Here is a 12,585-nt window from a genome sequence, read left to right as displayed (position 1 = left end):
ATGACCGAACTACTTACCTCCCCGCTTCATGCCGAGCACGAAAAGCTCGGCGCCACTTTCACGGCCTTCGGCCCGTGGAATATGCCCTTGAAGTACCAGAATGAGCTGGATGAGCACCGCGCGGTGCGCAGCACCGCTGGCCTCTTTGACCTTTCCCACATGGGCGAAATCTGGGTCAATGGCGCCGACGCCGGCAAGTTCTTGTCTTATGCCTTCATCTCCAATTTTGAGCCCCTCAAGGTGGGCAAGGCCAAGTACTCCATGATTACCGCTGAAGACGGCGGCATCATCGATGATCTGATTACCTACCGCTTTGAAGAGGACAAATTCCTCGTCGTCCCGAATGCCGGCAACGCCGATACCGTCTGGGACGAGCTCAACAAGCGCGCCGAGGGCTTCGATGTTTCCCTGAAGAACGAGTCCCGTGACGTCGCCATGATCGCCGTCCAGGGCCCTAAGGCCGCAGAAATCCTCGTCCCGCTGGTAGAAGACAATAAGCAGGACGAGGTATATAACCTCGGCTACTACGCTGCCACCATGGGCAAGGTAGCGCGCACTTTCGCCATTATCGCGCGCACCGGCTACACCGGTGAGGATGGCTTCGAGCTCATCGTGTATAACTCCGATGCCCCGCAGCTGTGGGAAGAACTGCTCAAGGCCGGTGCGGAATACGACCTCAAGCCGTGCGGCCTTGCCGCCCGCGATTCCCTGCGCCTCGAGGCCGGCATGCCGCTCTACGGCAACGAGCTCTCTCGCGATATCACCCCGGTAGAGGCGGGCATGGCGCGTGCCTTTGCCAAGAAGGAGGCCGATTTCGTCGGCGCCGAGGTCATCCGCCAGCGCGCCGCCGAAGGCCCGCAGGTGGCGATCACCGGCCTCACCTCCACGCAGCGCCGCGCCGCGCGCGCCGGCGCCGAGGTATTCGTGGGAGACAAGAAGGTCGGAACCGTCACCTCCGGCCAGCCTTCCCCCACCCTGGGGCACCCAGTGGCTATCGCGCTGCTGGAAACCAGCGCCGGACTCGAGCCCGGCGCCGAAGTCGAGGTAGAGATCCGCGGCAAGCGCTATCCTTTTGAAGTAACCGCGTTGCCGTTCTACAAGCGCGACAAGTAAACATCTTTTCCACCGGCCCGAAAGGACTACACCACCATGGCTACCCTTCCACAAGATTTCTCCTACTCCGAAGACCACGAGTGGGTCAACGCCACCGCTGACGCCGTCGCTGGCGCTACCGTGCGCATCGGCATTACCTCCGTCGCTGCCGATCGCTTGGGCGAGGTTGTCTTTGCTGAGCTACCGGAGGTGGGCGATACCGTCACCGCCGGCGAGTCCTGTGGCGAGGTGGAATCCACCAAGTCCGTCTCTGACCTCTACTCCCCTGTCACCGGCACCGTCAAGGCTGTCAACGAGGCCGTACACGATGACTACGCCGTCATCAACAACGACCCGTTCGGTGAGGGCTGGCTCTTCGAGGTCGAGGTAGATGAGGCCGGCGAGCTCATGGATGCCGCCGCCTACGCATCCGCTAACGGCCTGGACTAATTCAGCCCCACGCGGGAGGGTGTGCCACGCGCATCCTCCCGCTTTGCTTTGCCCACCGCACCAGAGGAAACTTTGAGGCTATGACTGCACCACGCGATCCCTTCTTCCCCGCCGAGCGCTCCATCCGCGCCTCCGATAAGCCACTAGAGGTCCGTTTCTTGGGCCGGATGGACTACCAGGAGGCGTGGGATTACCAGGCCGAGATAGCAGCCGCCCGCGCCAAGGGCGAGCAGGGCGACGTGGTGCTTGTGGTTGAGCACCCCAATATCTATACCGCCGGCAAGCGCACCCAGCCAGAGGATATGCCGGATAACGGCCTGCCCGTCATCACCGTGGACCGCGGCGGGCGCATTACCTGGCATGGCGAGGGCCAGCTGGTCATCTACCCCATTATCAAGCTGGCTGAGCCTGTCGACGTCGTCGACTATGTCCGCCGCTTGGAGGAAGCCACCATCCAGACGGTCCGCCAGATGGGGGTGACCACCGCTGGACGCATCGACGGCCGCTCGGGGGTTTGGGTCCCTTCCACCACGCAGGCCAAGGATCCATCCGCGCCGAAACGCGATCGCAAGATTGCCGCCTTGGGCATCCGCATTACCCGCGGGGTGACCATGCACGGCTTGGCGCTCAATTGCTGCAATACGCTGGACTATTACGACCATATTGTGGCCTGTGGCATCGACGACGCCGACGTCACCACCCTGTCCCTAGAACTGGGCCACCAGGTCAGCCTCGAGGACGCCACGCAGCCGCTGTTGCAAGCGCTGGACGACGCCCTCTCGGGCCGCCTCATTGTTGCCGACCACACCTTCGGCTCAGCCCCGGATCCCACGAAGCTGGCGAATGAAAGGGCACGGGAGAGGCGTCGGCAAGCGCGGCACTAGCCCTCGTTCGGGGCTGGCGCGGAATAGGATGTGACCCCGGCGACTTATACCTAGAAGAGCTATTAGCCATCACCACCGTCAACCGATAAAGTGAGTTTTTGTGACTGTAAAGCCTGAAGGACGCAAGATGCTCCGCATTGAAAAGAAGAATGCGGAGTCACCCATCGAACAAAAGCCACGCTGGATCCGCAACCAGGTCCGCACCGGCCCGGGCTACGAGGACATGAAATCCCGTGTGGCTGGCGCCTCCCTGCACACCGTGTGCCAAGAGGCAGGTTGCCCGAATATCCACGAGTGCTGGGAATCCCGCGAGGCTACGTTCCTTATCGGTGGCGATAAGTGCACCCGCCGCTGCGACTTCTGCGATATTGCCACCGGCAAGCCGGAAGAATTAGACCGTGACGAGCCGCGCCGCGTGGCCGAAAATATCCGGGAAATGGACCTTAACTACACCACCATTACCGGCGTTACCCGCGACGATCTTCCGGATGAGGGCGCTTGGCTCTATGCCGAGGTGGTGCGCAAGATTCACGAGCTTAACCCGCATACCGGCGTGGAAAACCTCACCCCGGATTTCTCCGGCAAGCCGGACCTTTTGGAAGAGGTCTTTGAGGCCAAGCCAGAGGTCTTCGCGCACAACCTGGAGACCGTGCCGCGCATCTTTAAGCGCATCCGCCCGGCCTTCCGCTACGAGCGCTCCTTGGACGTTATCCGCCAGGCCCACGACTATGGCCTGATTACCAAGTCCAACCTGATTTTGGGCATGGGCGAGACCGAAGATGAGGTCGAGGAAGCATTGCGTGACCTGCGCTCTGCTGGCTGCGATATCATCACCATCACCCAGTACCTGCGCCCCGGTCCGCGCTTCCACCCGATTGAGCGCTGGGTGCGCCCAGAGGAATTCGTCGCCCACTCCAAGCTGGCCAAGGAGCTCGGCTTCGGCGGCGTCATGTCCGGCCCACTGGTGCGCTCCTCCTACCGCGCCGGCCGCCTCTACGTGCAGGCCATGGAAAAGCGCGGCTTCGAGCTTCCAGAAAACCTCAAGCACCTGGCCGAGACCTCCCAGGGCGCCACCGCCCAAGAGGCCTCCACCCTCCTGGAGAAGTACGGCCCATCGGAAGAGACTCCAGTAACCACCCGCATGGCCAAGACCCCGGCTAATGCGAATTCGGCGGCGGCCACTATCCGCTAAACCGAACGTTTTCACAACGGCCTGCGTTTTCGCGTGGGCCGTTTTAACATTTATACCCGTTGACCTTTAAAGTAGGAGCCATGGCGAAAGATGACAAGGCAGCACTAAAGGCTGCAAAGAAGCAAGAACGCGCGGCCAAGCGCCAGCAGCGTAAGCAAACCTGGTCCCAGATGTGGCAAGCATTCAATATGCAGCGCAAGCAGGATAAGGCGCTTATCCCTATCATGCTGGGTGCCTTTTTGGGCATGGGCTTGCTCTTCTTCCTCATTGGCCTGCTTTTTGACGGCCAGTGGTTCATGCTCATCCTCGGCTTGGGCATCGGCGCGCTGCTCGCCATGTTCCTCTTTACCCGCCGCCTTGAGCGCGATATGTACAAGCGCGTGGAGGACCAACCGGGCGCTGCCGGCTGGGCGCTGGAGCAGCAGCTGCGCAATACCGTGGGCATCGTGTGGTCCGTAAAGACCGGTGTGGCCGCTACCCGCCAGCAGGATCTTATCCACCGCGTCATCGGCAACGCCGGCGTCATCTTCGTGTGCGAGGGCAATAAGAACCGTGTCCGCCCCACCTTGAACCAGCTGAAGAAGCGTGTAGACAAGATCGCCGGCGGCGTTCCCATCTACGAAATCTTCGTGGGCAACGGCGAGGACGAGGTTCCCGTATCCAAGCTGCGCAATAAGGTCATGAAGCTGCCACGCAACTTCAATAAGAACGAAACCTACGACAACATCCGCCGCATCGAGGCCATGGACTCCATGCCGGGTACCACCCCGGGTATGCCCAAGGGGCCGATGCCCCACCAGGCGCAGAACATGGCCGGCATGAACCGCCGCATGCGCCGCGCCCAGCAGCGCAAGAAGAATAAATAAGCGCCTAAAGCTAATCCCTGCTACACCGTCTACGGCGTAGCAGGGATTTTCTTATGCCCTTGATAGCAGGCTATCTAGGAGCGAATAACAATGGTGCCGGTGGCGCGGTCATGCATTCCGCGTCCATCCGCATCCACCATGGCCGCTGGGAACAGCACACCGGTGAGCACTGTGCGCAGCGCCGCACGCCACAGGCCCACGCGGGCACCGGGGACATCGAGTCGCGCCACGCCCATCCCCAACAGCAACATGCCGGGGGTGCGGGCAAAGAGCCACCCACACACGATGCCCATGATGACCCACAGGGCGTAGCCCAAGAAGGCCACACCGCCGAGTTCCGTCGTGAACATATGGATCAGGTTGGCAATGAGCATGCACACGATCCAGTCAATGGCCACAGCGCCGGCGCGGCGGCCAACGGGGGCCAGTGACCCCGGCCCGGACTCCGGAAGGCCGAGCTTTTCGCCCGGCCAGCGGCCGGGGCCTTCCATGTCATCGTATTCGCCCGGAATATTCGGCCCGTCGAGCCACGTACGCTTATCTGCCATGCTCACCAATCTAGCGGGCACAAAGTGAGATGTGAAACGAGGGGAATCGCGATGCCAACGGTGGGAACCTAGTAGGCTATAGAGAGACAATTCACCGGTCAACAACGAGGAGACAAACGTGTCTTTCGAGACAGTGCAGGACATCGTCCAATTTATTAAGGACGAGGACGTAAAGTTCGTCGATATCCGCTTTACGGACGTCCCGGGCACCGAGCACCACTTTTCCATCCCAGCAGATGAGTTCACCGTAGAAGATGCCGAAAATGGCCTTGCCTTCGACGGCTCCTCTATCCGCGGATTCACCACCATCGATGAGTCCGATATGACCCTGCTGCCGGATCCAGCCACCGCGCATATCGATCCGTTCCGCACGGCCAAGACCCTGAACATCAAGTTCTTCGTCCACGACCCATTTACCTTTGAGCCTTTCTCCCGCGACCCGCGCAACATCGCGCGCAAGGCGGAAGAGTACCTGCAGTCCACCGGCATCGCCGATACCTGCAACTTTGGTGCTGAGGCCGAGTTCTACCTCTTTGACTCCGTGCGCTTTGGCACCGACGTCCAGCACGGCTTCTACGAGGTTGATTCCGATGAAGGTTGGTGGAACCGCGATAGCGAGACCAACTTCGACGGCACCCCGAATACCGGCTACAAGACCCGCCTGAAAGGCGGCTACTTCCCCACCGCGCCGTATGACAAGCACGGTGAGGTACGCGATGCCATGGTAGAGAACCTGCAAAAGGTTGGCTTCCAAATCGAACGATTCCACCACGAGGTCGGCGCCGGCCAGAATGAGATCAACTACCGCTTCAACTCCATGTTGCACGCGGGCGATGACATCCAGACCTTCAAGTACGTGATTAAGCAGACCGCGGCACAATGGGGCAAGACCGCAACCTTCATGCCCAAGCCGCTGGCTGGCGATAATGGTTCCGGTATGCACGCCCACATGTCCCTGTGGAAGGACGGCAAGCCTCTCTTCCACGACGAGGCTGGCTACGCAGGCCTTTCCGATATCGCCCGCTACTACATCGGCGGTATCCTCCACCACGCCGGTGCCGTTCTTTCGTTTACCAACCCGACGTTGAACTCCTACCACCGCTTGGTGCCGGGCTTCGAAGCCCCGATTAACTTGGTCTACTCCCAGCGCAACCGCTCGGCTGCTATCCGTATCCCGATTACCGGTTCCAACCCAAAGGCCAAGCGCATCGAGTTCCGCGCACCGGACCCATCCGGCAACCCCTACCTGGGCTTTGCCGCCATGATGATGGCCGGCATCGACGGCGTAAAGAATCGCATCGAGCCGCACGCTCCAGTTGATAAGGACCTCTACGAGCTGCCGCCAGCAGAGGCTGAGTCCATCCCACAGGCACCGACCTCCCTCGAGGCTTCCCTGAAGGCCCTGCAGGAGGACATGGACTTCCTCACCGAAGGCGATGTCTTCACCGAGGATCTCATCGAGACCTACATCAACTACAAGTACGAGAACGAGATCAATCCGGTTCGCCTGCGTCCTACCCCGCAGGAATTTGAGATGTACTACGACTGCTAGAGCTGCGCTTGCCGACGCCCCCTCTCGCCACCGGCTTTCCGCCTTCCTAGGCTCCCAAATTGCTGAGTGCCGATTGGGGGCTTTGCAGATCTATGTGCACTTTGGCTTCAGAAGTTTTGCACCCAACATTGACAAGCGCCCTTGATTCTTAGCGGTGCCCCACTCCTTGTTGTTTGACTATCGCAGCGTTTTCAAATGCATGGCACTTGAGCAAAACCTTGCGCAAATGATTACTAAAATTGCGCATTTTGAGCTATACTTTAGTCAATCGATACCCCCTCCAAGCTTCCCATAGGAACAGCTCAATATGAGAGGGGGGCTTTGCTATTCTGAAGCAATGAACCGCAGGAAGAAGTTCCTTAGCATTGAAGAACAAGTTAGTTTAATTCAACGCCGTGGGTTAATCCTTCCTTCCGAAAAATCTGCTAAAGATTTCCTTGAGCGTCAAAATTATTACCGCTTTTCGGGCTACATGCGGTACTTCCAAGAAAACTTAGCCTGTGACGAAGCCAAATTCTTTCCTGGCACCCAGTGGGATGAAATAGTTAACATCTACCGGTTGGACGTCGAGCTTCGTTCTTTTCTTCTCCGCGGGCTCCAAGAAGCAGAGCTTACTGCCAGGACAGCCTTTGCTCTCAGCGAAGGTGAAATCCATTCTCCTTATGAGAAGTATCTTCAGCCCACTGCGTACCGGCGCCCACCAAATCCGTCTATGAGGCCCACTCGCGATCTAATTATCAGTGAGCTCAAGCGGTCTAAGGAACCATACCTCCACAAATACCAAAAGGACTCAGGGTCCGATACTGAAAGGTGGGTTTACGATGTGCCAATTTGGGTGGCAGTCGAGGCACTGTCCCTTGGTACGTTGTCGAAAGCAATTAGCTTCCGAAACGACAACAACCAAGTTTACGCAAAGACTTGTTCCATTCTTGGCGTAAAGAAACAATATTTAGCGCGCCAATTGCGCTCTTTTACTTTCGTGAGAAATAAGTGTGCTCACTCAGCTCGGTTATGGAACAGTTTCGTCTTGGACCAACCTGCAGTATCCAATGCTACGAAGCGGCGTGCTGAGAAAGTTTTAGGTCAAAATTACGGCGAGAACTCACTACTAGCAGTAATTGTAGCCCTTGATAACTTTCTCTTCCTTACGAATTCGTGGGTTGGATTTTTGGATGAGTATATGAAGCTTGCCGAACGAAATCCGGATTTCCACCAGGGTATAGCGAATCCTCGTCATTCATAGCCTCCTCGCTGTATGAACACGCAATGGTATTCCAGCCCTTTTCTTGCGACCCCGGACACACATTCACGTGGGATTGACCCCCGCCCCTAAAAGCACTCTTAGCGAGAGTTCTCACCAGCAAAAACGACAGCAAAATTCTGATAACGCGACCGAAAGAAATTAACATGTGGGTGTGACTGATAGATTCCGCCAACTCCCAGCCCCTGGCCCCGCGTGGGGAGGCAGCCTCATGGGCACCTCCATCGTCTCGCGCCTGCTCGTGGAAGAAGGCATGATGATCCTGGCCGGCATTTTTGCCGCCATCGCGTGCGTCATCTTTGTCGTTCTCACCGCGGGCTTCTTGCGCTACCGCCACCCCAGCTTTGAGCGCACCACTATGGCGGAGTGGTCGATGTTTTTCATCGGAATCTTGGCGCTCGGTGCCGCGCTTTCGGGTCTGACGGATATCCCTACCTTCCGCCTCGTGGGCTTTTGGATCGGTGGCCCGGTTACGGTTATTACGTGGGCTATCCAGCTCACGCGCTTTGATGGCGAACCGAAGTTCACCTGGGGCCTGCCGCTGGTCGGCCCTATGATTTCGGCTTCCGTTTCCGGTTGGCTAGCTAATGATTACGGCCCGCTCTACCACGTGATGGGTACGGTATTTTTCTTCATGTCCCTAGTGACGGCGGTGCCCACCTTCGCCCGCGTGTACTGGGCCGCTTGGCACGGCAAGGTGGATTTCACCGGCGCGAAATCAGCCACCGCATGGGTCCCGCTTGGCGTGGTGGGCCAGTCCACCACGGCAATGCAGATTCTCTTCCCTGGCCCGGTATCCATCTATTACGGCGTTACGGCGCTTATTATCGCCATTCCGCTGTCCATCTACGCGATGTTTACCTTCTATCCCAATGTGGCACGGTGGGTTCCGTACTCCCCGGCCTGGTGGTCTTGCACGTTCCCGCCGGGCACCGTGAGCATGGGCGGCCACCAGCTGGCATTGGTTAATGGCTCCGAGCTTATCGACGCCATTGCGCTCACCATACCCGTCCTCCTCACCGCCCACTGGATGCTGTGCTCCACCCGCTTCCTTAGCTGGGTGTGGGAGGGAAGGAAGGAAACCGGCCCTGAAGAGCCACTCATTAAGACTGGGCCCAAAAGGTAGCAAGGAGGCGCAGCCACTATGCGAGACGCCAGCTTCGAACGAGGCAAGCGCCGCACACGCCGCCGCAGGCGTGAGGCGCGACCGCGGCGCGAGCACTGGAGCAGGGAATACGCAATCTATGCGGAAGATTCCTGGGGCATCGATGACTTGGGGCCCGAGGGCGGCGAGAATTCCGTGCGCGCCTATTCCGGCGGCCGCGCAGATGGTAATCGTCGCCGGCGCCGCTGATGCATAATAGCTCCCCTATCACCTTCATCGCTTGGGATCGCGCGAACCTGCCTGCGGTGAGGGACGTACTAGCTGGCCTGCAGCGAGACGGAATCTTCCTGCGCCGCGGCCACCTGCTCTTGGAGACGTCGTGGCTTGGCTCAGGCGCGCGGGACTTCTATGCCACTGCCTGGCGCTGGGGCGCACCCGACTGTCCGCTCTTTTATGACCTAGCCCGGCGCGGCAAGCTCTTGCTTACTATCAGCGATACCGTGATTTCCTGCGGCAGCAAAGACGACATTGCCGATGCACGCGATGGCATTGCACAAGAGCTCATCGCCGCCCAGAATCCGCAGCAATTGTGTAGGCTGCTTGCCGACGCCGCAGAAGATTAAACCTACAGTCCCGGTCGTTCGCTGCGCTTCATCCAGCCCATGCGTGGGGCAAAGCCGCGGGGATGTTTCATCTGCGCTACGGCGTCGGCAATCATGAGGCGGTGGCGGCGGGAGACGCTATCGGGGAGCTTTGCCACGGAGAACCACCCTGCCTCGGTATTTTCTTCATCGCTAATGACCGGCTCTGCGCCATCGGCTACTGATACGCGCAGCGCGGTTCCCATAAAGGTGCACTCATCACCGTTGGGGTAGGTCACTGGCCCGGACTGCCCCACGCCCAATAGCGCTTCCACCTTGGCGTCGAGGCCGACTTCCTCTTTGACTTCTCGCAGCGCGGTGGTAGTAATTTCCTCGCCTGGCTCGCAGATTCCTTCCACCGGGGTCCACGTACCGTTATCGGAACGCTTTACTAGGAGCACGGAAGGGACTTCCCACAGCGCGGCGTCTGCCGGCACATCGCGGATGATGATGGCGCTGCAAGCCGGCACAAAGATCTGATCATGGCCAATCTTTTCGCGCAGCTGAACAATAAAATCTGGAGTCGGCATGCCACCTAGCGTAGACCAGTGCGGCGCACTTAGGCCATGGGCCCCAAGACCTCTTTCGCTAGAAGCTGAATATCGGTGGCCAACGTGAAAGATAGCTCCATGTCCGTCGGCGTGGTCTGGCAGGTGTGGCCTTCTTCGAGGCGTTGCGTCGTTCCGGAAACCACGCCCACGATGGTTTGTTTTCCTTCTACTTCGCCGTACACCGGACCACCGGAGTCGCCATTGGTACTGCATACGTGCGCCCTAGCGGCGAGCGAATCCCGCTGGAGGCCCTCCGAGTTCAGCTGGGCCATCTCTGCATCATGGACAAGCGTGCCGCAGGTCTCATCGGTCACGCGGCCAAGCTTGCACACATGAAGCGGCAGGTGAGCCAGGGAGGTGGCGACGCTATTGTCCACCGCCCCGGGGACATAGTACTCAGCGCTGCCTGTGATCTCGATAAAGGCCACATCGAGGTCGTGGCTGTCTTCGGAATAGAAATCAGAGTAGATGACCTCGCCGATAGGTTCGGCGGGGTAGCTAAAGTCGCCGTCGGCGGTTCCAGCCCAGACCTTATCGCCGGGTTTGCCGCAATGGGAAGCGGTGACGGCGATCGTGCGGGCGTCGGCAAGCGTAAATGACCAAGCCGCGGTACATGACTGGTAGTTGAAATAGGCGCCCGGCTGCGGTTCATCACCGGAGAGATCCAAGGCGGTGCCCGGCGCGAGCGGCGCCGTGGCCGGGGAATAGGACTCATTGGGAATGAGGTTTTTATAAGACAGGGCGGAAAAACTTGGTTCTTCCCCACCCCGTACCGGGCTGCAGGCCGCAAGGAACGCGGCCGTGCACGCTACAAAGACGCTAGTTGCTCTCCGCGTCCGCATCCCCGGCGTTGTCCTTGTTCTCTTCTTCCGCATCCATCTCCGCCTGGGCTTTGAGATCGCGGATGAACTTTTCCGGATCAAACTCGGTGTAGTGTTCCGGGCCGGCAAAATTTTCTAGGGCCATGGTTTAAACCTCCGTTTTCTGAATCGACGTGGTGATGTAATCCTTGACCGCCGTGGCATCGTTGGGCAAGTCCTTGACGTGCCGCTCAGTATCGAGGATGCCGGCAAAGCGCTCGGGCGGCTCAGGGGCAGAACCGATGGCTTCCGTGATGGTCTCGGCAAACTTCACCGGCAGCGCGGTCTCCAGGCACACGATGGGCGTTTCTACGCCCTCGCGCTGTGCGCCGCGAGCCACCTTGATGCCGTCGGCCGTGTGCGGATCCGCCAGGTAATCAAAGCGCTCGTGTACGTCCTTGATGGTGGCTAGGCGATCGGCATGGCTGGAGGAACCGGACAGGAAACCATAGTCCTCGCGGGCGGCGGCGATCTTGTCGTGGTCGAGGCTAAAGCCGCCCTCTTTCACCTTGGTGCCGAAAAGCTCCGCGGTTTCGGCTGCATCGCGGCCGAGCAAGTCGAACGCAAAGCGCTCAAAATTCGAGGCGCGCGAGATATCCATGGACGGCGAAGAGGTTGCCATGGTCTCTGCGGCTGGGCGCGGCCGGTAGTTTCCGGTGCGGAAGAACTCATCCAGCACATCATTCTCATTGGTGGCCACGATGAGGCGGTCAATGGGAAGGCCCATCTGGCGAGCGATGTGGCCGGCACAGATATCGCCAAAATTACCGGTGGGAACGCTAAAGGAAACCTTCTGATCGGCGGTTTCGGTGACCTTGAGCCAGCAGGAAATGTAGTAGACAACCTGGGCCATCAGCCGTGCCCAGTTAATGGAATTGACCGCGCCAATGCGGTAGGCGGCCTTAAAGTCAGCATCTCCCGATACCGCCTTGACCACATCCTGGCAATCATCGAATACGCCATCGAGGGCGATGTTGAAGATATTCGGGTCATCCAGCCCAAACATCTGCGCCTGCTGGAAGGCAGTCATGCGGCCGGCCGGGGTGAGCATAAAGACGCGAATGCCGTGGCGCCCGCGCATCGCATACTCTGCAGAGGACCCCGTATCGCCGGAGGTAGCGCCCAAAATATTGAGGGTCTCGCCGCGGCGGGCGAGCTCGTATTCAAAGAGCTCACCCAAAAGCTGCATGGCCATGTCCTTAAATGCCGCAGTAGGTCCCTCAGATAGATGACCGATGAAAAGGCCCTCGCCTAATTCGGTGACGGGAACAATTTCCGGGTCCGCAAACTTGGGGCTGGTATAGGCGCGGGCGGCGATATCCTCGATGTCTTGCGCTGGAATATCGTCAATGAAAAGCTTAAGTACCTCGGCCGCAAGCGCCGCGTAGCCCTTGTCCGCTAGGAGCGTGCGCCATGAATTTAAAGTGGCGGAATCTAGCTGTGGGTAGCTCTCAGGCAGGTATAAACCGCCATCGGGGGCAAGCCCGCCGAGGAGAATATCTGTAAAAGATGCGGGCTGACGGGCGGTATCGCGGGTCGAAATGTACTTCACACAAAAGAATCTTAGTAGTTAAGGCGTAAGG

Annotated in this window: 15 protein-coding genes; 10 read left to right on the top strand and 5 right to left on the bottom strand. The window is 59.0% G+C overall.

The annotated features are described in order from the left end of the window. The 5 genes from gcvT (at window position 1) to MHX61_RS06115 (ending at window position 4,484) form a co-directional block, all read left to right on the top strand. Window positions 1–1,113: a glycine cleavage system aminomethyltransferase GcvT gene (gene gcvT / locus MHX61_RS06135; protein WP_239193564.1), complete on the top strand. Its 1,113-nt coding sequence runs from the start codon at window positions 1–3 to the stop codon at window positions 1,111–1,113. Window positions 1,114–1,149: 36 nt separating this feature from the next. Further along, window positions 1,150–1,542: a glycine cleavage system protein GcvH gene (gene gcvH, locus MHX61_RS06130; RefSeq protein WP_005324433.1), complete on the top strand. Its 393-nt coding sequence runs from the start codon at window positions 1,150–1,152 to the stop codon at window positions 1,540–1,542. Between the two features lie 80 nt (window positions 1,543–1,622). Next, a complete protein-coding gene (lipB, locus tag MHX61_RS06125; protein ID WP_239193562.1) occupies window positions 1,623–2,426 on the top strand; it encodes a lipoyl(octanoyl) transferase LipB in 804 nt (267 codons plus the stop codon). A gap of 127 nt (window positions 2,427–2,553) precedes the next feature. Further along, on the top strand, window positions 2,554–3,618 hold the full coding sequence (gene lipA, locus MHX61_RS06120; protein WP_005327094.1) for a lipoyl synthase: 1,065 nt from the start codon (window positions 2,554–2,556) through the stop codon (window positions 3,616–3,618). 80 nt (window positions 3,619–3,698) lie between these two features. Continuing rightward, complete coding sequence (locus tag MHX61_RS06115) at window positions 3,699–4,484, top strand: DUF4191 domain-containing protein (protein ID WP_239193560.1); 786 nt, start codon at window positions 3,699–3,701, stop codon at window positions 4,482–4,484. A gap of 74 nt (window positions 4,485–4,558) precedes the next feature. Here the strand turns inward: MHX61_RS06115 and MHX61_RS06110 are convergent, their stop codons facing one another. Further along, window positions 4,559–5,032 (bottom strand): RDD family protein, encoded by a 474-nt coding sequence (locus MHX61_RS06110; RefSeq protein ID WP_049377713.1) that lies wholly within the window; start codon window positions 5,030–5,032, stop codon window positions 4,559–4,561. A gap of 118 nt (window positions 5,033–5,150) precedes the next feature. Between MHX61_RS06110 and glnA the strand changes: the two genes are divergently transcribed. The 5 genes from glnA (at window position 5,151) to MHX61_RS06085 (ending at window position 9,573) form a co-directional block, all read left to right on the top strand. Then, window positions 5,151–6,584 (top strand): type I glutamate--ammonia ligase, encoded by a 1,434-nt coding sequence (gene glnA, locus MHX61_RS06105; protein WP_239193559.1) that lies wholly within the window; start codon window positions 5,151–5,153, stop codon window positions 6,582–6,584. A gap of 337 nt (window positions 6,585–6,921) precedes the next feature. Beyond that, window positions 6,922–7,827 (top strand): Abi family protein, encoded by a 906-nt coding sequence (locus MHX61_RS06100; protein WP_239193557.1) that lies wholly within the window; start codon window positions 6,922–6,924, stop codon window positions 7,825–7,827. 172 nt (window positions 7,828–7,999) lie between these two features. Continuing rightward, window positions 8,000–8,971 carry a TDT family transporter gene (locus MHX61_RS06095; RefSeq protein ID WP_204608272.1) on the top strand — a complete coding sequence of 324 codons (972 nt, stop codon included), beginning with the start codon at window positions 8,000–8,002 and terminating at the stop codon, window positions 8,969–8,971. Window positions 8,972–8,989: 18 nt separating this feature from the next. Continuing rightward, window positions 8,990–9,199: a hypothetical protein gene (locus MHX61_RS06090; RefSeq protein WP_239193555.1), complete on the top strand. Its 210-nt coding sequence runs from the start codon at window positions 8,990–8,992 to the stop codon at window positions 9,197–9,199. Beyond that, window positions 9,199–9,573 carry a hypothetical protein gene (locus tag MHX61_RS06085; RefSeq protein WP_239193553.1) on the top strand — a complete coding sequence of 125 codons (375 nt, stop codon included), beginning with the start codon at window positions 9,199–9,201 and terminating at the stop codon, window positions 9,571–9,573. Before MHX61_RS06090 ends, MHX61_RS06085 begins: the two co-directional genes overlap by 1 nt. A 2-nt stretch (window positions 9,574–9,575) precedes the next feature. Here the strand turns inward: MHX61_RS06085 and MHX61_RS06080 are convergent, their stop codons facing one another. The 4 genes from MHX61_RS06080 to thrC are packed head-to-tail and all read right to left on the bottom strand — an operon-like array spanning window position 9,576 to window position 12,554. Next, window positions 9,576–10,121 carry an NUDIX domain-containing protein gene (locus tag MHX61_RS06080; protein WP_005324414.1) on the bottom strand — a complete coding sequence of 182 codons (546 nt, stop codon included), beginning with the start codon at window positions 10,119–10,121 and terminating at the stop codon, window positions 9,576–9,578. Window positions 10,122–10,150: 29 nt separating this feature from the next. Then, complete coding sequence (locus tag MHX61_RS06075; RefSeq protein ID WP_239193551.1) at window positions 10,151–10,984, bottom strand: trypsin-like serine protease; 834 nt, start codon at window positions 10,982–10,984, stop codon at window positions 10,151–10,153. Continuing rightward, window positions 10,962–11,108 carry a hypothetical protein gene (locus tag MHX61_RS06070; protein WP_204608261.1) on the bottom strand — a complete coding sequence of 49 codons (147 nt, stop codon included), beginning with the start codon at window positions 11,106–11,108 and terminating at the stop codon, window positions 10,962–10,964. The genes MHX61_RS06075 and MHX61_RS06070 overlap by 23 nt, the downstream gene beginning before the upstream one ends. A gap of 3 nt (window positions 11,109–11,111) precedes the next feature. Continuing rightward, window positions 11,112–12,554 (bottom strand): threonine synthase, encoded by a 1,443-nt coding sequence (gene thrC, locus MHX61_RS06065; protein ID WP_239193549.1) that lies wholly within the window; start codon window positions 12,552–12,554, stop codon window positions 11,112–11,114. Window positions 12,555–12,585: the final 31 nt, after the last annotated feature.

The organism is Corynebacterium sp. ACRPF (assembly GCF_022347395.1).
Lineage (GTDB): Bacteria > Actinomycetota > Actinomycetes > Mycobacteriales > Mycobacteriaceae > Corynebacterium > Corynebacterium tuberculostearicum_D.
Note: the sequence above shows the minus strand (reverse complement) of the source record. Positions and strands in the feature narration are given on the sequence as shown.

What these genes read in the sequence shown, in the direction of transcription:
- MHX61_RS06100 (WP_239193557.1), top strand. Translation starts at nt 6,922, where the DNA reads ATGAACCGCAGGAAGAAGTTCCTTAGCATTGAAGAACAAGTTAGTTTA.
- gcvH (WP_005324433.1), top strand. Translation starts at nt 1,150, where the DNA reads ATGGCTACCCTTCCACAAGATTTCTCCTACTCCGAAGACCACGAGTGG.
- MHX61_RS06090 (WP_239193555.1), top strand. Translation starts at nt 8,990, where the DNA reads ATGCGAGACGCCAGCTTCGAACGAGGCAAGCGCCGCACACGCCGCCGC.
- gcvT (WP_239193564.1), top strand. Translation starts at nt 1, where the DNA reads ATGACCGAACTACTTACCTCCCCGCTTCATGCCGAGCACGAAAAGCTC.
- MHX61_RS06075 (WP_239193551.1), bottom strand. Translation starts at nt 10,984, where the DNA reads ATGCGGACGCGGAGAGCAACTAGCGTCTTTGTAGCGTGCACGGCCGCG.
- lipB (WP_239193562.1), top strand. Translation starts at nt 1,623, where the DNA reads ATGACTGCACCACGCGATCCCTTCTTCCCCGCCGAGCGCTCCATCCGC.
- lipA (WP_005327094.1), top strand. Translation starts at nt 2,554, where the DNA reads ATGCTCCGCATTGAAAAGAAGAATGCGGAGTCACCCATCGAACAAAAG.
- MHX61_RS06115 (WP_239193560.1), top strand. Translation starts at nt 3,699, where the DNA reads ATGGCGAAAGATGACAAGGCAGCACTAAAGGCTGCAAAGAAGCAAGAA.
- MHX61_RS06110 (WP_049377713.1), bottom strand. Translation starts at nt 5,032, where the DNA reads ATGGCAGATAAGCGTACGTGGCTCGACGGGCCGAATATTCCGGGCGAA.
- MHX61_RS06080 (WP_005324414.1), bottom strand. Translation starts at nt 10,121, where the DNA reads ATGCCGACTCCAGATTTTATTGTTCAGCTGCGCGAAAAGATTGGCCAT.
- MHX61_RS06070 (WP_204608261.1), bottom strand. Translation starts at nt 11,108, where the DNA reads ATGGCCCTAGAAAATTTTGCCGGCCCGGAACACTACACCGAGTTTGAT.
- MHX61_RS06085 (WP_239193553.1), top strand. Translation starts at nt 9,199, where the DNA reads ATGCATAATAGCTCCCCTATCACCTTCATCGCTTGGGATCGCGCGAAC.